The sequence below is a fragment of the Microbulbifer magnicolonia genome (assembly GCF_035117725.1).
Classification (GTDB): domain Bacteria; phylum Pseudomonadota; class Gammaproteobacteria; order Pseudomonadales; family Cellvibrionaceae; genus Microbulbifer; species Microbulbifer magnicolonia.
On sequence record NZ_JAYEFD010000002.1, the window covers coordinates 189656 to 208731 of the forward strand.

Consider the following 19076-nt stretch of genomic DNA (forward strand, 5'->3'; position numbering starts at 1 on the left):
AACTGTTTAGCGGATGTAGGACGTCTGCGCTCCGCCACGCCTCGCGATGCGCGCCAACGCGGTTAAAAATTCAATTCCGCACCGGCCCGGCAAAGGGGAAGCGGGCCGGCGCGGAAACAAATCCGTTGTTGTCTATTACTGACCAATCATGCTCATGCAGCGGTTGAACTCTCGGGTATAGACCTTGCCGCCCATGGATGGATTGCGATTGGCGAGTTCGGCAGCCTGGTTGCGGCAACCCTCCTCGCTGTCGATGCGGACGCGCTGTTCCGGCAGGTCGAGGCGGTGAAAGTGCGGCTGTTCGTAGCGGATCATGCCGCGGGGCGGCTGCACTTCATAGTAGTAACCGCCGTCCGGATTGAAGCGGTAAAAGTCATTGCCGTGCTGGTAATAGGTCTGCCCCAGATACTGGATCTGGGTGGTATCTTCGGGCAGCTGGCGCATCTGCTCCTGCGCCTGGCTGTAGCCGGCGAGAGAGCACATCAGGATCAGGGGAATCAGAAAACGCATGGGAACTTCCTCCTCTTTCGAGTTGGAAGCAAGTTTATTCACTGCGAAGGCCGATCCCCAATCTGACTGATGCTGCCGACAGACAGGGAACCGGGGCCCGGTCCAATCACAGAAAGTGCTGCACCTTGTTCTTGTAACTGCGGCTCATCTTCAGCCGCTCGCCGTTGTTCAGTACCAGGTGGTATTCGCCATTGATATGGGCGCAGATCTCGCGCACGCGGCTCAGGTTGACGATGGTGGAGCGGTGGATGCGCTGGAACAGCTTGGGATCCAGCTGCTGCTCCAGCTCCTTCATCGTGATGCGCATTACATGGGTCTGGCCATTGGCGTGCACGCACATATAGTCGCCGGCGGCATCTATCCAGTCGATCTCGCGCGCCGGCACCAGGGTGATCTTGCCGGAGTCCTTGATGGCGATCTTGTCCGGATAGGCGCTGCCGCTCCACTCCCCCTGCAGCGTACCCGCCACCAGTTTCTGCTCCAGCGCCTCCGGGGACTCCTTGGTCAGGTCCGCCACTGCCTCCAGCAGCTGCTCGCGCTGGCTGGCGATATCGGCGCTGGCCAGTTTTTCCCGCACTCGTGACAGCGCCACCGCCAGGCGCTGCTCCTCGATGGGTTTCAGCACATAGTCCACCGCGTTGACCTCGAAGGCCTCCACGGCGTACTGGTCGTAGGCGGTGACGAACACCACCTGCGGCAGTTGCGCCGGCGGAATCTGCTGCACCAGCTGCAGGCCGCTGACACCGGGCATCTGGATATCGACGAAAATCACATCCGGCTGCAGCTCGAGAATTTTCTCGCGCGCTTCGCGGCCATTGGCGCACTCGGCAATCACTTCGACACCGCCAAGCTGATCCAGCCGCAGGCGCAGACCGCGCCGCGCCAGGGGTTCGTCGTCGATCACTAAGGCCGTCAGTTGTTCTGCTGTGCCGCTCATAGAGTTATTCCTGTTCAAAGGGAATGCGTATATGGACCGCCAGGCCGCCCTCCGGGCGGTTGCGGAAGCGCACTTTCTGCTCGTCGCCGTAGAGCGCGCGCAGGCGCTCGCAGGTGTTGCGGATACCGACGCCGTAGCCGGAACCGGAACTGGAACCCAGGCGCGCCAGCTCGGACTCCGGCACCCCCGGACCATTGTCGCTCACCTCCAGCAGCAGCTCGCCGGCAAATACCCGCGCCTTGATCGCGACCTCACCGCCCCACTCCCGCTGGGAGATACCGTACTTGATCGCGTTCTCCACCAGCGGCTGCAGCAGCAGGCTCGGTACCAGCGCCCGCGGCGAATCGCCTTCCAGGTCGAGGTTCACCCCCAGCCGGTCGGCGAAGCGCACCTTCTCGATATCCAGGTAGAGCATCAGCGCCTCCACCTCCTTGGCCAGGGTCACCTTCTGCATCGGGTCGTTGTCCAGCGAGTGGCGCAGGAACTGGGACAGGCGCGCGACCATATCATTGGCGGTGCGCCCCTCGTTGTCGAGGATCAGGGTCGAGATCGCATTCAGCGTATTGAACAGGAAATGCGGGTTCAGCTGGTAGCGCAGCATCTTCAGCTGCGCCTGGTGGGCCATGGACTCCGCCCGCAGTGCCTTTTCCTGCTGGGTCAGGGAGGCCTGGTAATACTTGATGCCGTAGTAGAGCGCCGCCCAGGTCATCAGGATCAGGAAGGAGTATGTAAACCAGTAGATCGCCTGTACCGCCGGGTGCTCCTCCTTGGACATGCCGTAAAGCCACAGGGAGGCGCCGAACTTGATTGCCGCCCACAGCGCCGCCGCCAGTATCACCATCACCAGTGAACCGAAGAAGCGGGTGGCCGGCGGCTTGTCCCAGAGCTTCTGGAAACCGCGGCGCATGACCTCCGACAGCAGCACACCGGTCGCGGTGGCTCCGGCGATATAGCCGGCGTGCAGCCAGTGGTCCTTGACCCAGAAGAAGCTGCCGACAAAGATCAGCAGCGTGTAGCCGCCCCAGCCGGACAGCTGCAGCGCCCAGTACTGCCAGCGCTGCATCGCCAGTCGTGTGGACAGCCATTGAAATGCGTTATTACCCATAAACTCCCGGGGCACGCCGCCGCCCTTTCATCGGGGGCAGGGACGCCGATTTGACACTTTCGTAGGGCTTCATACTAAATGGCGCGAATCGCTGGTGAAATACCAACCGGCGCAGCACAGGGACAGACTGCCGCATGAACTTCTGGTTATTCAAATCCGAGCCGGACGAATACAGCCTCCGCGACCTGGCCGCCGAAAGAGGCCAGACCGGCCGCTGGGACGGCATCCGCAACTACCAGGCGCGCAACTTTCTCAGGGACGCGGTAGGCGTGGGCGACGGCGTCCTCTTCTACCACAGCGCCTGCAAGGTCCCGGCCATCGTCGGCACCGCCGAGGTGGTGCGCGCGGCCTACCCGGACCCGGCCCAGTTCGACCCCGAGAGCAAATACTTCGACCCCAAGGCCAGCGGCGCCGCCCCGCGCTGGTTCTGCGTGGACATTCGCTGGCAGAGCGAGTTCGCGCGGCCGGTGCCGCTGGCGGAGATCAAGCAGAACCCGGCGCTGGCGGAGATGGTGCTGGTGAAGCAGGGGCGGCTGTCGATCCAGCCGGTGACCGAGAAAGAATGGAAGGCCATAGTGGCGCTGGGTGACATGTAGGGCCGAACCTTCTGTTCACTCTGGGAGGGCCTGAATTTAGGTCACCCTAGCAAGTTCAGTGGCGGCCCTGCTGCCGGTAGCTGTTTGCGGGACACGCCGTGCATCCATCCCTGGAGGCTTGTCGGCCGGGTCCCTCCGGCCGACAGTCCCGCAAACAGCTACCGGCAGCAGGGCCTTCGCATCTACAGAGGGGTTCCTTCAGGTCCAATAGAGTGAACAGAAGCTCCATCCCTCCATTTGGCTAGATAAAATCGGCAATTTCCTCCAGCGGCTTCTTCTCGATCGCCGGCACCTGCGCCCCCTGCGCCGGCAGTCCCGCCACCAGGATCATGTACGGCTTCTCCGTCGCCGGCCGGCCGAGGATCTCGTTGAGGAACTTCATCGGGCTGGGTGTATGGGTCAGGGTGGCGACGCCGGCGTTGTGCAGCGCGGCGATCAGCATGCCGGTGGCGATGCCGACGGACTCGCTGGTGTAGTAGTTCTTCAGTTTCTCGCCCGTTTCACTTCCGGAAAATTTCTTCAGGAAGATCACGATCAGGTAGGGCGCCTTCTCCAGGAACGGCTTCTGTGCATCGGTGCCCAGTGGTTCCAGTGCATCCAGCCATTCCTGCGACGCGCGGCGCTGGTAGAACTCGCGCTCCTCGTCCTCCGCGGCCAGGCGTATCTGCTTCTTGACCTCCGCGCGCTCCACCACGACGAAATGCCACGGCTGCATATTGGCCCCGCTGGGGGCGCTGCCGGCGGTGCGAATCGCCTGCTCGATCACCTGGCGCGGCACCGGTTCGGCGGAAAAATCCCGCACGCTGCGGCGCCGCTTCATCTGTTCGCAGAAAGCGCGACTGCGGCGGACCATCTCCGCGTCGTCGAGGCGCTCGAATTGCAGTGGCACGAAGCCTTCCTTGCCGGCCATCACACCCTCCCCATCACACCACGCCTTTGGTGCGCGCGATAATGATGCTGACCAGCGACAGCAGGGTCAGCACGCCGACGATCACCAGCAATAGCAGCAGCGGGCGGAACGGCTTGCGCTCCACTTCGTTGACGCCGCGGTGCAGATATCTGTCGACCTTGGCCTGGTCCTCTTCGGAGAGTTTCTTTTCGGGTTCGTCGCTCATGGGGCTTCTGCGCTCGTTATTGTTTGCCCGAGTCTAGAAGAATCCACAGGCACACAAAAGTGCCGGGAGCAAATTGGGATGCCGAAGGCACCCTGCGGTGAGGGCCAGGGATGGCCCGAATTAAAAAAGCCCCGCAGTGCGGGGCCTGATCGGCAGATCAAATTCGATGCTGGGCACTTTGTGGGAGCCAGCCCTGCTGGCGATCGATTGCGCTCCATTTCTGGCAATCGCCCCAGGGCAGGCTCCTACAGGTAACACGGATTAGAAGAGTTCGTCCTCAATATCCATCAGCGTGGCGCTGCCGGCGTTGACGCTGGCGGCCAGCGCCTGGGTCTGCGGCAGCAGGCGCGCGAAATAGAAACGCGCGGTCTTCACCTGGCCCAGGTAGAAGCTGTCCTGCGCGATCTTCGGCAGTGCTACCGCAGCCACCTTCGCCCACATAAAGGCATAGGCGACGTAGCCGAACAGGTGCAGGTATTCCACCGACGCGGCGCCGGGCGCGTGCGGATCCTGTTGCGCGGCGGCGACCATCTTCTCGGTGGCCTCGCGCAGCCGCTGCAGCTCCGTCGCCAGCGGCTGGATAAACTCGGCCATCTCCTCGCGATCGACCTCGGCATCGATAAACGCCTGCACGTCGGCGGCGAACAGCTCGAACAGGGCGCCGCCGTTGGCGACGGTCTTGCGGCCGACCAGGTCCAGCGCCTGGATGCCGTTGGTGCCCTCGTAGATCTGGGTGATGCGCACATCGCGCACCAGCTGTTCCTGGCCCCACTCGCGGATATAGCCGTGGCCGCCGAATACCTGCTGGCCGATGATGGTGCAATCGAGGCCCTTGTCGGTGAAGAAGGCCTTGGCGACCGGCGTGAGCAGCGCGACCATCGCCTCCGCATTCTTCTTCTCCTCGCCCTCGCCGAACTTGGCGATGTCGAGCCACTGCGCCACATAGGTGGACAGGGCGCGACCGCCGCCGATCAGCGCCTTCTGCGTCAGCAGCATGCGGCGCACATCCGGGTGCACGATGATCGGGTCGGCGACCTTGTCCGCCGCCTGCGGGCCGGCCGGAGAGCGGCTCTGGATGCGGTCGCGGGCGTATTCCAGTGCGTTTTGATACGAGCGCTCGGATGCGCCCAGCCCCTGGATACCCACGCCCAGGCGCTCGTAGTTCATCATGGTGAACATGGCCGCGAGGCCCTTGTTCAGTTCGCCGACCAGCCAGCCCTTGGCGCCGTCGAAGTTCATCGCGCAGGTGGCGGAAGCCTTGATGCCCATCTTGTGCTCGATGGAGCCACAGTTGACGTGGTTGCGCTCGCCGAGGCTGCCGTCCTCGTTGACCAGGTACTTGGGTACCAGGAACAGGGAGATGCCCTTGGGGCCCTTGGGTGCATCCGGCAGCTTGGCCAGCACCAGATGGATGATGTTCTCGGACAGGTCCTGGTCGCCGCCGGTAATGAATATCTTGCTGCCGGTGATGCTGTAGCTGCCGTCATCCAGCGGTTCCGCCTTGGTGCGGATAATGCCCAGGTCGGTGCCGGCGTGGGGCTCGGTCAGGTCCATGGCACCGGACCAGGTGCCCTCGTACATCTTCGGCAGGTAGCGGTTTTTGAGTTCCTCGCTGCCGTGGGCGTCGATGGCCAGGCAGGCACCGGCGGTGAGTACCGGGTAGAGGGCGAAGGAAATATTCGCGGAGTTGATCATCTCCTCGACCTGGGCGCCGAGCGTCTTCGGCATGCCCATGCCGCCGTATGCCGGATTGCCGAGCAGCGCGCCCCAGCCGCCCTCGCAGAAGGTGGCGTAGGCTTCCGGGAAACCCTTCGGCGTGGTCACCACGCCGTCGTTCCAGTGGCAGCCCTCTTCGTCGCCGGAGCGGTTGATCGGATCCAGGGTGTTGGCGGCGAGCTTGGCCATCTCCTCGAGGATCGCATCCGCGGTCTCGCGGTCCACCGCGCCGTCCAGTCCGGGCAGACGCGCCCAGAGTTGATCCGCAGCAAATACTTCGTGCAGCAGGAAGTTCATCTCCCGCAGTGGCGCCTTGTACTCGGCCATGCTCCCGGTCCTCATTCAGGTGTTTCAAACAGTTGTTTGAATCTAGGCGCGAAGCGGCATCTTGTCAACTGCGCTGACGGACCGGAACTGGCGTTCAATTCGCCGTTATGGGTGGTTTGTGAGCGGCCCCAGATCGAGGTAGTCCGCCGCCCGCCGGTAGTCAGCCCGTTCATCGAACGGCAGCGCGCCCAGCAGCGGCGCCGGCAGCAGCGCCTTCAGCGTGGCCAGGTTTTCGTCCGGCCGCGCCATGCCCTCGTGGACGAAGTTGCCCACCCAGCCCGCCAGCTGCAGGCCGTCGCGGCGGATGGCCTCCGCGGTCAGCAGCGCGTGATTGATACAGCCCAGCTGCATGCCCACAACCAGAATCACCGGGATATTCAGCATCAGCGGCAGCTGGGACAGGAAGGCCCTGGGACCGAGCGGCGTGCGCCAGCCACCGGCACCCTCGATCAGCACCAGGTCGGCGCCGGCGCTCATGACGCCGCGGCAGACACCGGCCATACGGTCGACACTGAGCTGCTTGCCGGCCTCCATGGCGGCGATGTGCGGGGCTATGGCCGGCTCCAGCGCGAAGGGATTGACCTGCTGGTAGGGCAGTTCCAGCGTCATCGCCTTCTGCAGCAACAGCGCATCGGCATTGCGCAAGCCATCATGGGTGCACTCGCAGCCGGAGGCCACCGGCTTCACCGCCGCCGTCTTTAATCCGGCATTTGCGGCACTTGCGAGCAGGGCTGCGGTCACATAGGTCTTGCCGACTTCGGTGTCGGTGCCGGCGACAAAGTAGGTTCGGGTCACGCTAACAATCCTCTAACCAGGGAATTTCGACTTTTTTCTTGACGCCTCTTTAAACGCCGTCTACTTGATGATAAGTTACCCACATAGAGCAATTTTTAACCAATACCAACAAGGCCCTGCGCCTCGGGTGAGGATAATTGCCTAAAAATATGCCCAGGCGCGCACTGGGCGGACAGTAAAAGACAACGCTGTCAAAAAAGAATTCCCACTGCGGGAATACACAGCAGGGAAGCTACCGGAACCACGGAAAAACTGACAACCACCCCAACTGCTTGAAGAGACCATGCGATACCTGACTTTTGCTTTGCTGCTGATGGCGCCGCTGTTCGCCTCCGCCACAATCAAACCCGTCGACCAAGTAGTCGTTTATAAATCCAAGGGCCTGATGCAATTGAAACGCGACGGCCGTGTGGTCAAGAGCTACAAGGTGGTGTTTGGCGAGAACCCCAGGGGTCACAAGACCCGGCAGGGCGATGAGCGCACCCCCGAGGGCCGCTATACGCTCGACTGGAAGAACCCGCAGAGCCGCTTCTACCGCTCTATCCATATCTCCTACCCGAACAAGGCCGACCGCGCCCGCGCGGCCAAGCTGGGCGTGAACCCGGGTGGCGACATCATGATTCACGGCATGAAGCCGCAGTGGAAGGGTATGGAGAAATACCTGCAAAAGATGAACTGGACCGACGGCTGTATCGCGGTGACCAACCGCGAGATGGACGAGATCTGGGCGATGGTGAAAACGCCGACGCCGATCGATATTTACCCCTGATCGTCGGCACTCTCGTCGGCACTCTCGCTACTAGCCCCCCTGGGACGGGCCTGCGGCCCGCGAGCCGAGCTGGAGCTCGGCGTTCCCTGGGGCCGCTTCTACATTGAGATCCCTTCTCTCCCCGGCGGTTCTCGCCAGCTTCAGATACATCACCTCGTAACTGGCCGGCAGCCCGGCCGGGCCGCGCAGCGCTTCATAGGCCTGCGCCAGCCGGCGCAGTTTGCCGCGGCTCATCATGCCGCGCTCGGCCGAGCGGTTGACGTTGTGCGCGCCGATACTCTTCAGTTCCCGCATCAGCTGCTGCACCTGCTCATAGTGCAGCACCCGCGTCTCCCGGCGCAATTCGCCGGGCAGGCCCCTTGCCGCGGCGGACGCCAGCCACTCGCCCCGGGGCAGGAAGCGGTTGACGTGCACGCCGCCGTCGACCTGCGCCCAGCTGTCTTTCAGTTCCCGCAGCGTTCCCGGCCCCAGGGTTGCGACCAGGCAGCGGCCGCCGCTGGCCAGCACCCGGTGCAACTCGGCGAACAGTTGCGGCAAGCGGTAGCACCACTGCAGCGCCAGACTCGAGAACACCAGGTCCACGCTGCCGTCCGCCAGCGGCAGCTGCTCGGCGTCGGCGGCGATATAGGCATCCGCCAGCGGGCGCTCGCTGCGCGCGTATTGCAGCATGCCCTCGGCCAGGTCCAGTGCGATGATCCGCGCCTGCGGAAAACGCCGGCGCAACAGCGCGCTGCCGTAGCCGGTACCGCTGCCCAGGTCGAGAATGGTTTTCGGCGCCCAGACACTGTCGGCCTCGGCCAGCAGCTGACGGCACACGGCCCGCTGCAGGTGGGCGCAGGCGTCGTAGCTGGCGGCGGCGCGGCCGAAGGATCTGGCCACGGCGCCCTTGTCGAAAGGCGTATCGGCCGCAGCCGGTTCGCGCAGGAGGGCGCGGATCTTCTGCGCGATCAGCTCCGGCGCGGAGACCTGCGGCGCGTGGCCGCAGCCGGACATAACTTCAACCGCTGCACCCAGCGCGCGCATTTTCTCCGCCGCGGCCGCGGGCACCAGCGCGTCCTGCGCGCCGAACAGATGCAGCGCCGGCACCGGCAAGCTCTGTAAAGCGGCCCGCGTGTCCAGGCGGCCGAGACAATCCAGCGCATCCAGCCAGGCGCCGCCGATCGACGCGGGGCGCCACTGTTTCAGCTGCTTCAGCAGCGCGCGCATGGCGCCGTCGCCGCGGGCCTGCAGGCCGCAGAATTTTTCCCAGGTCGCCTGCGGCTCGGCGGCCATCGACTGACGAAAATCGTCGAAGGTATCCGGGTGCATGCCGGGCCAGTCGCCGCGCCGCACGAAGGCGCCATTGGCGGCGATGGTGATCAGGCCGGACACTTTGTCCTGCCCCGGCAGTGCAGCGAGGCGCGCCGCCAGCATGCCGCCGAGGGAGTGACCGACCAGCAGGCAGTTTTCCGGCAAGTGTTGGTCGAGCTGCCGCAGCAGCGCCGCCTCTTCCGGCCAGCGCACTGCGGCGCCGTCGCCGAAGCCCGGCAGTTCGACACAGTGGACCGGCACCGGGAAATCGTCGCCGAGCGCCTCGAGCAGCGGCCGCCAGATGCGGCGGTCGCCGCCCCAGCCGTGCAGCAGCGCGATGCTCGCTATCGGTTTCACGGGGCCACCGCGCGGATCTTGTCGAGGGATTCGGCCAGCGCGCCGAGCAACAGGTCGATCTGCGCTTCACTGTGATTGGCACTGAGGGTGATGCGCAGGCGCGCGGTGCCGGCGGGCACCGTCGGCGGGCGTATGGCGCCGACCAGGAAGCCGCGGCCCTGCAGTTCGGCGGCCACCGCCATCACCGCGTTTTCACAGCCGAGCAGCAGCGGCTGTATTGCGCTGGCGGACTCGGCCAGCGGCAAGTCGAGTGCCGCCGCGCGCGCGCGAAAATGGTCGATATTGCGCCGCAGTCGCGCGCGCCGCTCCGGCTCCCGCTGCATCACGCCGATGGCCGCCAGCGCGCCGGCCGCCACGGCCGGCGGCATGCCGGTGGTATAGATATAGGGACGCGCGAACTGCACCAGGTAATCGATCAATGCTTTCGAGCCGGCGATAAAGGCGCCGGCATTGCCGGCCGCCTTGCCCAGGGTGCCCATCATCACCGGCGCGTCGCCCTGCGCCAGGCCCGCCGCGGCGATACTGCCGGCCGACGGCAACTGCGCACTGCCCATCACACCGAAGCCGTGGGCCTCGTCCACCATCAGCCAGGCGCCGTATGCGCGGCAGAGTGCGGCCATCTCGGCCAGCGGCGCGCAGTCGCCATCCATGCTGTAGACACCGTCCACCGCCACCAGGGTATTGCCGCCGCTGTCCGCCGCCCGCCCCAGCTGGCGCTGCAGTCCATCGAGATCACTGTGGCCGAAGCGGAGACTGGCGGCGCCGCACAGGCGCGCGCCATCGATCAGGGAGGCGTGGTTGAGTTTGTCGGAGATGACATTGTCGCCGCGCCCCACCAGCGCACAGATAGTGCCGACATTGGCCATATAGCCGCTGGAGAACACCAGCGCTGCCTCGCGCCCGGTGACATGGGCAATGGCGTCCTGCAGCTGACGATGTATATGCAGGTGGCCATTGACCAGGTGCGAAGCGGTGGCGCCGGCGCCGAGCGCAGCGCCGGCCTGCTGGGCGGCGATCACGTCCGGGTGGGTGGCGAGCCCCAGGTAGTCGTTGCTGCTGAAGGTCAGCAGCTCGCGGCCATCCACCATTGCCTGCGGCCCCGGCGCGGCGGCCAGGGTCTTGAGCTGGCGGTAGAGGCCGCGCGCGCGCCGCTCGTCGAGGCGCAGGCGCAGCGTTTCTTCAAGGCTGCGGGTGGGGGTCATTTGGCCGCGTCGTAGAAATACGGATCGTTTTGCCGTTCGGTGATCTGCGCCGCCAGTTCGGCTTCCACCGCCGCCTCATCCGCGTACTGCTGGTACTCCTCCGGCTGGATACCGAGGCGCTTGAACAGCTGCATGTCCCGGTTGGTTTCCGGGTTGGCGGTGGTCAGCAGCTTCTCGCCGTAGAAGATCGAGTTGGCGCCGGCGAGGAAGGCCAGGGCCTGCATCTCGTCGCTCATCTGCTCGCGACCGGCAGACAGGCGCACGTGGGATTTCGGCATCATGATGCGCGCCACGGCGATACAGCGGATAAATTCGAACGGGTCCAGGTCCCGCTCGCTCTCGAGCGGCGTGCCGGCCACCTTGACCAGCATGTTGATCGGCACCGACTCGGGGTGCTCCGGCAGGTTGGCCAGCTGCATCAGCAGGCCGGCGCGGTCCTGTTCGCCCTCGCCCATGCCGATGATGCCACCGGCGCAGACCTTCATGCCCGCGGCGCGCACCCGGCCCAGGGTCTCCAGGCGGTCCTGGTAGGTGCGGGTGGTGATGATCTCGCCGTAGTACTCGGGCGACGTATCCAGGTTGTGGTTGTAATAGTCGAGGCCGGCGTCGGCCAGTTCCCGCGCCTGGTCGTCATTCAGCATGCCGAGGGTCATGCAGGTCTCGAGCCCCAGGGCCTTCACCTCGCGCACCATCTGGGTCACGTAGGGCATGTCCTTCTTCTTCGGCGAGCGCCAGGCGGCACCCATGCAGAAGCGGGTGGCACCGCCGGCCTTGGCCGCGCGGGCCTCCTCCAGCACCTTCTCCACCTTCATCAGCTGCTCGCGCTCGAGGCCGGTATCGTAGCGGGCGCTCTGCGGGCAGTAGGCGCAGTCCTCCGGACAGGCGCCGGTCTTGATCGAGCAGAGGGTGCTGACCTGGACCCGGTTGGCATCGAAATGCATCCGGTGCACCTGCTGCGCGCTGAACAGCAGGTCGTTGAACGGCAGCGCGAACAGCTCCAGCACCTGCTGGCGGGTCCAGTCATGGCGGCTCTTCATGTATTGCGAAGAGGCGGCGGTCATTTGCTGGGTGGCGGTCACTGGGCTTAATCTCCCCGGTAGTTATTTTCGTAGGCGCGGCGGGGCGGCCATCCGCCCCGCCGCTCCTACATTGATCAGTAGTGCAGACTGGCCAGTTTAGCGGTGGCCGGATCACTGTCAACCAAAGAGCCGGGGAATGGTTTACAGACCGATTACTCAGTTTTTGTCAGGCGCCGTGGTGCCGCGGCTGGCGCGCTGCCTGCTGTGCGGTGAAAGTGCCGGCGACAGCGGGCTCTGCGCGGCATGCTGCGCGGGACTGCCCTTTCTCCACGGCGCCTGCGCCCGCTGCGCCCTGCCGCTCGCCGGGGCGGCCGGCAGCTGCGCCCACTGCCTGCAACATCCGCCCAGTTTCGCCAGCGCCAGCGCCGCCTGGCACTACGCGTTCCCGATCGGCCAGCTGGTGCAGCGCTTCAAGTACCACAGGGATCTGACCGCCGGCCACAGCCTGGCGCGGCTGGCGGCGCTCCATATCGAACCGCAGGCGGAGAGACCGGATCTGCTGGTGCCGGTACCGCTGCACTGGCGGCGCTACTGGCGGCGCGGCTACAACCAGGCGCAGTTGATCGCCGCGGAATTCGCGCACCAGTGGCAGATACCGGTAGCCAACCGCCTGCTGCGCAAGCGCCGCGCGAGCGAGACCCAGCAGCAGCTGAAGCGCGCACAGCGCCTGCGCAATCTGCAGCGCAGCTTCGCGGTGCACGGCACTGTCGACGGCCTGCATATCGGCCTGGTGGACGATGTCATCACGACCGGCGCCACCCTGGAGGCGGCGGCGCGCGCACTGCTCGACGCCGGCGCCCGGCGCATCAGCGCCTTCGCGCTGGCCAGAACACCGTGATCCCCCGTCTCGTCAGCACATAGACCAGAATTGGCAATCCCGTCACAATCGCGCCCCTGGCGGAATTGGGCGCCAAGGCGTCCCAGCGTCCGGGGCAAGCACGTCCCCCGATCGCAAGAACCGCCGCTTGCCTGCCTGGTGCACCCCTTGTGCCGGGCCCGGCACTGCTAACGTTTAATGAGTAAACAGTTGCTCGCGCAGCCTCTTTTTTGCCGCGGGCCAAGGATTCAGCGATGAGTGAATACAAACTGCCGCGCGGTATCGTTATCAGCGGTACCGGCCTGTGGACGCCACCGGAGGCCATCAGCAATGAGGAGCTGGTGGAGGCCTACAACGCCCACGCGGAACTTTACAACCGCGAACACGCCGCCGAAATCGAGGCCGGTGAGCTGGCGGCCAAACCGCCGTCCTCGGCGGATTTTATCGAGAAGGCCTCCGGCATCAGGAGCCGCTACGTGGTGACTCGCGAGGGCATCCTCGATCCGGAACGCATGCGCCCCTACCTGCCGGAGCGGGACGACGACGAACTCTGCCTGCAGGCGGAGATGGGCGTAAAGGCGGCGAAGCTGGCGCTGGAAAAAGCCGGCAAAAAGCCCGAAGACATCGACATGGTGATTGTCGGCGCCTCCTATTTGCAGCGCGCCTACCCGGCGATCGCGATCGAGATACAGGACGCCCTCGGCATCGACGGTTTCGCCTTCGATATGGAGGTGGCCTGCTCTTCCGCGACCTTTTCCCTGCAGCGCGCGGTGGATGCGGTCAGCGCGGGCAGCGCGCGCGCGGTGCTGGTGGTCAACCCGGAGCTGGCCTCACCGCAGATCGATTACACCGATCGCGACAGCCACTTCATCTTCGGCGACGTGGCCGTGGCCAGCGTGGTCGAGCGGCGCGAAAGCTGCGCGGTGGATACCGCCTGGGAGGTGCTAGGCACCAGGGCCAAGACGGTGTTTTCCAACAACATCCGCTCCAACTTCGGCTACACCGCCCGCGCCGCCGACGTGGATCCGTTCGGCCCCGGCAAGCTGTTCCGCCAGAACGGCCGCAAGGTGTTCAAGGAAGTCTGCCCCATGGCGGCAGAGCACATCGAGGCCCATGTGCGCGAGGCCGGCAGCGAACCGGGCGAGGTGCGCCGCTACTGGCTGCACCAGGCGAATATCAACATGAACAACCTGATCGCGAAGAAGCTGATGGGTGACGATGCAGATACCGAGCGCGCGCCGATCGTGCTTGACCGCTATGCCAATACCGGCTGCGCCGGTTCGGTCATCGCTTTCAACCTTTACAGCGACGATCTACAGCCCGGTGATCGCGGCGTGATCTGCTCTTTCGGCGCCGGTTATTCGATCGGCAGCCTGGTGTTGGAAAAAGTTGCCATTTAAACGAGCGGCAGAAAAGGCCGGGCAGTGCCCGGCTCAGGCTGCTGACAAAGTCCTGCAGCCAGAATTTAAGGAAAAGTGCTAGGACGGGTATTTCGAACCGTCGGCGACAGGGCCGAAGGCGCCGTGAATACCTGGAGCGGCCGGACCGTCGCCGACGGAGCTTACAGGGATGTATTCACAGCGTTTCGAAATACCCGTCCTAGTGCTTTGCCGCCACAGCTCCTGCTTCGAGGGAACGGTGGGGTTTATCAACTAGCTGGGCCGGGCGGTGCCCGGCTTTGTTATTGAGCCTGAAGCTATCTCCCCCCAACGCGATCCAGGCGCAATGCATAGCAGCCATAGACGGCAAAGCGTAGCAGCACAAAATCGACGTCATCGCGGGCAAAGTACTCCGCAGCTTCCACCGCCAACACGCCCGGCTCCACCAATTTAGCCGCGACAATGTCCTCGTCCGCGCTGTAGGCCCGCAGCACCACGGGCGCGGTCTGTCGCAGGTAGGAATCGACCGTGCCGGTTGGGCGCAGAGGCTCTCCGGTCGCTTGCTGGCGCCCGGCCAGCACAAAAACGGCGCCGTACTCTCGGTAGGGCCCCGGCCGCGTGAAAGGACAGTAACTGGAGAGAATAATCGGCTCGCCCGGCCGTGCCCGTCTCAGTACATCGCGGCACGGCTCGCCACCCTCTGCCAGCAACTGCCGCACCGGCTGCCCCTGATCGTCAATACCGGATATGCGGACTTTGCGCAGAAAACCCTCGCGAATAGGCGTTACTGCAAATGTCATGGAAATCTGCCCCTTGTGATACCAAGTGACAGCAGACTAATTCAAGTGGACGGCCGGCTCCGGCCAGAATCGGAAATCGCATTCGACAATGCCGCGACAGCCGCAAAGGTGCAGCCGCACTCCCACGATTGCGGCCCCCGATTCATCCCCGTTCCAGCTCCCGCAACATCCTCTCGGCCCAGGCTATCCAGGTCCTTTCCGCCTCTATCCCCAGCAGCAGGGTCTGGTGGGCGAGCCAGTAGCGCTCCTGTAATTCGGAATCGCTGTTCAGCACGCGCTCGTTCTGCTCCAGATAGCTGTCCAGCAGCGCGCGGTGTTCGTCCAGCTGGCGCTGTACCGCGTCGCGCGCCTGGTCGCGGCTCAGGTGGTGGCCGGCGAACAGCTGGATCAGAAACGGCTCGCGGATTTTCTGCGCCGGCGCCGGCCGCTGCACCCACTCCCGCAACGCCTCACGTCCGCTGTCAGTCAGGCTGTAGACCTTCTTGTCCGGCTTGCCCTCCTGGGGCTGCTCGGCGCAGTCCAGCAGACCCTCGTCGTGCAGCCTGTGCAGTTCCCGGTACATCTGCTGGTGGCTGGCACTCCAGAAGTGCGACACGCTGCGCTCGAAACGGCGTTTCAGGTCGTAGCCGCTGCCGGGCTCTATATCCAGCAGGGTGAGGACGGCGTAGCGCAGGGACATCGGATCTCCAGTGGGCTTATGCAAAGAGTTTCATATTAACCGCACTGGGCGCAGTGTGCGCATGCGGGCCCCTTCGACCGGGCGGGCAGCCTGAAATATCCATGTCACAAACATCAAAAACAATAGGATGGTTATATCGATATCGACATTAATTTGATATGCGAGACTAGCCTTTGCGCAAATTGTGGATATAATCGCCAGCCTTGATTAGCCGCCGGCCTCACGCCGGCGGCTTGTTGTTTCCAGAGGTCCTCAATCCCATGTCCGCCCCTGCATTGACACCGGAATCCGCAGTTTCCGCAAGCGAAGTGCGCACCCCCTCACGCCGCCGCGAGCTGATGCTGGACATTTTCGCGATGAACAGCTTTTCCTGGGCCATCGCCATCCCGATCGAGCTGGGCCTGGCCGGCATGGGCTGGAAGGAGCACCTGAAAGTACGCCTGCTGGCCATTGTCTTCAACACCCTGATCGCGCGCCCCTTCAGCCTCTACCGCAATTGGGTCGTGAACCGCTTCGGCGGTGGCAGCGCACTGAACGCCTACCTGGTGGACACCTTCGTGTTCCTGAGCTTCCAGTTCCCGCTCTACCTGAGCAATATGCTGCTGGGCGGCGCCAGCTGGGCGGAGATTGCCACCGCCAGCATCACCTTTATGACGATCGCCGGCGCGCTCGGCCGCCCCTACGGAATTTATCTCGACTGGCTGCGCCGGATATGGATAAATAGACGCCCCCTGATCGAGCCCCGCGCGCTCGCCTGAGAATCGCCACAGAGGATTAGACCGTGTTGACCAACGCCATTGAAAGCAGCGCCATGACCTTGGGCGTGGTCGCCGGTACCGCCACCGATACCCGTTTTGGGCTGGAGTTCCTGGCCGCGCGCCAGGTGCGCGGCATCGGCATATCCCTGTCCGCATCGCCACAGGCCCAGACCCAGCTGCAGGCACTGGAGCGCGGCGCCCTGACCCAGCAGCTGATCCGGGCCATCGAACAGCTGCACCAGGCCGGCGCCCAGGCGGCGATGATCTACTGCAACTCCCTGTCCGGTGCCGTCGACATGGCCGCGGTGAAAGCCGCCGCCCCGATCGAGGTGGTGTCGCCGCTGGAAGTGTACGCGGAGCTGACCCAGCGCTACCGCAATTTCGGCCTGCTCGCGGCCAACTGCCAGAGCTGCGCCAATATCGAGCGCGAAATTCTCTCCCGCAACAAGACCGCCAAGGTTATCGGCATCGGCAACCTGCAGATCGTCGAGGACATCGAGGACGGCCTGACGCCGGAAATGATCGTGCAGCAGCATGCATTGGACGACCTGGTCGCGGCGCTGGTGAAAAGCGGCGTGCAGATATTGATTCTCGGCTGCACCCACTTCGACTATTTCTATCGCGAGCTGCTCGAACACTGCGACGGCATCCGCCTCTTCCTGCCGTCCGAGCGCATGCTGCAACTGTTGCAGGATCGGCTGCCACAGGCGGCCTAAGATACGCAATCTCCGATAATTCAGCGCATAAAGCTTCACTTGGCACTGATGTTCCCATCACACATCACCGACAAGCAAATTACACTTGTGAATGCCGTCGGATTGCAGTATGTAACTGACCTGAATCCGATGGAGGTATCTCTCAGAGCAATTTAATGCGGACTGCAGGATTTAGTCCGCCGCACCAACACAAGTGGTAACAAGGATGAACATAACCATGTTTCGCGGGGGAGCAACCTCTCCCTGTTTCGGCCTGCGCGCCGCCCATGCACGACATCTGCTCGGTATCGCCGCCCTGCTCCCGACCGCCGTCGCCGCGGCGCCCCTCTCTTTCACCGACACCCGGGTGGCACTGCTTTGGCCGGCGATACTGGGCACCCTTCTGCTGGTTGTCTCGGTCTTCGCTCTGATGACCTGGCTGCGCCTGCTCCGCGAAACTGCCGAAGGCGAGCAACTGGCGGCATCCCTGAAAGATGAAAACAACAGAATCTATCGACAGCTGCAGTCCTATGGCAGCCAGCTCTTCTCACGCGAGCGACTGTTGGAGGAAGCGCGGCAAAATATCAAGCAGCTGCGCCAGGAGAAATCCGATTTGGTGGCAATCACCGTTCACCAGCTGCGCCAGCCTCTGGATGCCCTACAAGATTCGCTCAATAAACTGGCCCGCAGCGGCGATGACGACGCCGACGCAAGCCAGCTGGTGGAAATGGCGCAGCGTCAGCTGCAGACTGCAACCAAGTCATTGGAGGAAATCCAGCGAATCGGCGAACCGGAAACGGTGGCGCTGACGCTGCCGGAGCAGCGCCCGGAGGCAAAGAGCCAGAGTCTGTCGATACTACTGGTGGAGAATGAACGTCAGAAATCGCTGCGCGATGACCTGACGGCGCTCGGACACAAAGTGGTATGGGAAAACAACGGGATCGATGGCGCCGATGCGGCACTACAGCAGAAGTTCGACCTGATCCTGATCGACAGCCAGCTGCCCCTGATGGACTGCGTCGAAACGACACAAAAGATACGCCGCGGTGTCGGCCCCGAAATACCGATCTTCGCGCTACTGGGCGAGCTGCGTGTCGGCGACAAGGAGCGCTATAAAGCCCGCGGCCTGACCGGCGTGCTGCCGCGACCACTATCGGAAAACCAGCTGCACCAGTTGCTCAGCTGGGTTGTGCGCCGCAACAAAATCGCCGCCGCCAAACAGAAACCGCCGCGGCCCACCCGTCTGCTCAACGTCACTACACTTTGCCGGCAGCGCGACACGCTCGGCCACCTGCCATTTGCCGAGTTGCTCAGCGACCGCAGTGCCACCCTGCCGAAGCGCGCCACGGCGCTGACCAGCGCCCTGACCGGCCGGCACTGGCTGGACGCCGAGCGGCAGGCGCAGGCGATCGCCGAAAGTGCCGAAGAAATCGGCCTGGAGGCGGTGGCCGCTCGATTGCGCGCACTGGGCGCCCGACTGTCGATCGACAGCGAGCGCGAGTACTGTCGCCACCAGCGCACCGAACTGCTGAACCTGATGCGCGAATCGATACAGCAGCTCAAGGCCTGGCGGGAGCAGAATGTGCACACCGAGTGGGCATTGAAATAAAAAGTCTAGGCTCACAACAACAGGCTCACTAACCGGCCGGCCGGCGCCGGACAGCCGGCCGGTATCAGCAATAGGAATGCACCGAGTTGAAATACCGCTCTGCGCCCGCACAATAGTGGATTGAAATCCATGCGAGAAAAATAATCATGTCCGAGCAGTTCCCCGCCAAGACCCAGGAGGCCCGCGAACAGAGCGGCCGCGACCTGGCCACGCTGGTCTATCTGATTCAGGCCATCAGCCTGTTTACCGCCGTGCCCTTTTTTGTCGGAGTGTTGATCAATTACTTCAAGCGCGGCGACGTGCGCGGCACCCTGGCGGAATCCCATTTCCGCTGGCAGATCCGCACCTTCTGGTACTGGCTGCTGTGGACAGTGATCGGCTCTCTGACCTGGTGGCTGCTGGGACTGGGATTCCTGATCCTCGGCATCGCCTGGGTATGGGCCGTCTACCGGGTGATCCGCGGCTGGCTGACGCTGGCGGACAATCGTCCCGCCTATTAATTCAGGTCTCGCTCCCGCTAAAGCCTCCGACTGAATCGCGC

At 64.0% G+C, this 19076-nt stretch carries 20 protein-coding genes; 8 read left to right on the forward strand and 12 right to left on the reverse strand.

Going from position 1 to position 19076, the window contains the following annotated elements; translation table 11 throughout:
* Positions 1 to 135: 135 nt before the first annotated feature.
* The 3 genes from RRF64_RS10085 to RRF64_RS10095 form a co-directional block, all read right to left on the reverse strand.
* Entirely contained in the window at positions 136 to 510 is a 375-nt protein-coding gene (locus RRF64_RS10085; protein ID WP_323845760.1) for a hypothetical protein, read from the reverse strand.
* Between the two features lie 106 nt (positions 511 to 616).
* Entirely contained in the window at positions 617 to 1447 is an 831-nt protein-coding gene (locus tag RRF64_RS10090) for a LytR/AlgR family response regulator transcription factor (protein WP_323845761.1), read from the reverse strand.
* 4 nt (positions 1448 to 1451) lie between these two features.
* Complete coding sequence (locus tag RRF64_RS10095) at positions 1452 to 2552, reverse strand: sensor histidine kinase (protein WP_323845762.1); 1101 nt, start codon at positions 2550 to 2552, stop codon at positions 1452 to 1454.
* A gap of 134 nt (positions 2553 to 2686) precedes the next feature.
* On the opposite strand from RRF64_RS10095, the gene RRF64_RS10100 reads away from it, so the two are divergent.
* The gene (locus RRF64_RS10100) at positions 2687 to 3148 is read left to right on the forward strand and encodes an EVE domain-containing protein (protein WP_323845763.1); all 462 of its coding nucleotides are present in this window, start codon (positions 2687 to 2689) and stop codon (positions 3146 to 3148) included.
* 241 nt (positions 3149 to 3389) lie between these two features.
* Here the strand turns inward: RRF64_RS10100 and RRF64_RS10105 are convergent, their stop codons facing one another.
* The 4 genes from RRF64_RS10105 to bioD form a co-directional block, all read right to left on the reverse strand.
* The gene (locus RRF64_RS10105; protein WP_323845764.1) at positions 3390 to 4058 is read right to left on the reverse strand and encodes a nitroreductase family protein; all 669 of its coding nucleotides are present in this window, start codon (positions 4056 to 4058) and stop codon (positions 3390 to 3392) included.
* 13 nt (positions 4059 to 4071) lie between these two features.
* Complete coding sequence (locus RRF64_RS10110; protein ID WP_323845765.1) at positions 4072 to 4263, reverse strand: DUF3094 family protein; 192 nt, start codon at positions 4261 to 4263, stop codon at positions 4072 to 4074.
* A 261-nt stretch (positions 4264 to 4524) separates the two neighbouring features.
* Positions 4525 to 6306, reverse strand: a complete 1782-nt coding sequence (locus RRF64_RS10115) for an acyl-CoA dehydrogenase C-terminal domain-containing protein (protein ID WP_323845766.1) — start codon at positions 6304 to 6306, stop codon at positions 4525 to 4527.
* A 105-nt stretch (positions 6307 to 6411) separates the two neighbouring features.
* Positions 6412 to 7101 (reverse strand): dethiobiotin synthase, encoded by a 690-nt coding sequence (gene bioD / locus RRF64_RS10120; protein WP_323845767.1) that lies wholly within the window; start codon positions 7099 to 7101, stop codon positions 6412 to 6414.
* A 283-nt stretch (positions 7102 to 7384) separates the two neighbouring features.
* Here bioD and RRF64_RS10125 point away from each other — a divergent pair, with 283 nt between their 5' ends.
* Complete coding sequence (locus RRF64_RS10125) at positions 7385 to 7870, forward strand: L,D-transpeptidase family protein (protein WP_323845768.1); 486 nt, start codon at positions 7385 to 7387, stop codon at positions 7868 to 7870.
* A 30-nt stretch (positions 7871 to 7900) separates the two neighbouring features.
* On the opposite strand, the gene bioC is transcribed toward RRF64_RS10125, so the two are convergent.
* Genes bioC through bioB form a run of 3 tightly spaced genes read right to left on the reverse strand, consistent with a single transcriptional unit; the run spans position 7901 to position 11756 of the window.
* Complete coding sequence (gene bioC / locus RRF64_RS10130) at positions 7901 to 9517, reverse strand: malonyl-ACP O-methyltransferase BioC (protein WP_323845769.1); 1617 nt, start codon at positions 9515 to 9517, stop codon at positions 7901 to 7903.
* A complete protein-coding gene (bioF, locus tag RRF64_RS10135; RefSeq protein WP_323845770.1) occupies positions 9514 to 10719 on the reverse strand; it encodes an 8-amino-7-oxononanoate synthase in 1206 nt (401 codons plus the stop codon). Before bioF ends, bioC begins: the two co-directional genes overlap by 4 nt.
* Positions 10716 to 11756 (reverse strand): biotin synthase BioB, encoded by a 1041-nt coding sequence (gene bioB, locus RRF64_RS10140; RefSeq protein ID WP_422732631.1) that lies wholly within the window; start codon positions 11754 to 11756, stop codon positions 10716 to 10718. The genes bioF and bioB overlap by 4 nt, the downstream gene beginning before the upstream one ends.
* Positions 11757 to 11934: 178 nt before the next feature.
* Here bioB and RRF64_RS10145 point away from each other — a divergent pair, with 178 nt between their 5' ends.
* A complete protein-coding gene (locus RRF64_RS10145; protein WP_323845771.1) occupies positions 11935 to 12636 on the forward strand; it encodes a ComF family protein in 702 nt (233 codons plus the stop codon).
* 233 nt (positions 12637 to 12869) lie between these two features.
* Positions 12870 to 14015 carry a beta-ketoacyl-ACP synthase III gene (locus tag RRF64_RS10150; protein ID WP_323845772.1) on the forward strand — a complete coding sequence of 382 codons (1146 nt, stop codon included), beginning with the start codon at positions 12870 to 12872 and terminating at the stop codon, positions 14013 to 14015.
* 296 nt (positions 14016 to 14311) lie between these two features.
* Here the strand turns inward: RRF64_RS10150 and RRF64_RS10155 are convergent, their stop codons facing one another.
* Positions 14312 to 14794: a DUF1203 domain-containing protein gene (locus RRF64_RS10155; protein ID WP_323845773.1), complete on the reverse strand. Its 483-nt coding sequence runs from the start codon at positions 14792 to 14794 to the stop codon at positions 14312 to 14314.
* Between the two features lie 142 nt (positions 14795 to 14936).
* On the reverse strand, positions 14937 to 15473 hold the full coding sequence (locus RRF64_RS10160) for a PadR family transcriptional regulator (RefSeq protein ID WP_323845774.1): 537 nt from the start codon (positions 15471 to 15473) through the stop codon (positions 14937 to 14939).
* Between the two features lie 260 nt (positions 15474 to 15733).
* On the opposite strand from RRF64_RS10160, the gene alaE reads away from it, so the two are divergent.
* From alaE to RRF64_RS10180, 4 genes are all read left to right on the forward strand, one after another.
* Positions 15734 to 16231, forward strand: coding sequence for an L-alanine exporter AlaE (gene alaE / locus RRF64_RS10165; RefSeq protein ID WP_323845775.1), 498 nt, complete (start codon positions 15734 to 15736; stop codon positions 16229 to 16231).
* A 23-nt stretch (positions 16232 to 16254) separates the two neighbouring features.
* Positions 16255 to 16947 (forward strand): aspartate/glutamate racemase family protein, encoded by a 693-nt coding sequence (locus RRF64_RS10170; RefSeq protein ID WP_323845776.1) that lies wholly within the window; start codon positions 16255 to 16257, stop codon positions 16945 to 16947.
* A gap of 205 nt (positions 16948 to 17152) precedes the next feature.
* The gene (locus RRF64_RS10175) at positions 17153 to 18535 is read left to right on the forward strand and encodes a response regulator (protein ID WP_323845777.1); all 1383 of its coding nucleotides are present in this window, start codon (positions 17153 to 17155) and stop codon (positions 18533 to 18535) included.
* 146 nt (positions 18536 to 18681) lie between these two features.
* Positions 18682 to 19035 (forward strand): DUF4870 family protein, encoded by a 354-nt coding sequence (locus RRF64_RS10180; protein ID WP_323845778.1) that lies wholly within the window; start codon positions 18682 to 18684, stop codon positions 19033 to 19035.
* The last annotated feature ends 41 nt before the right edge of the window (positions 19036 to 19076 follow it).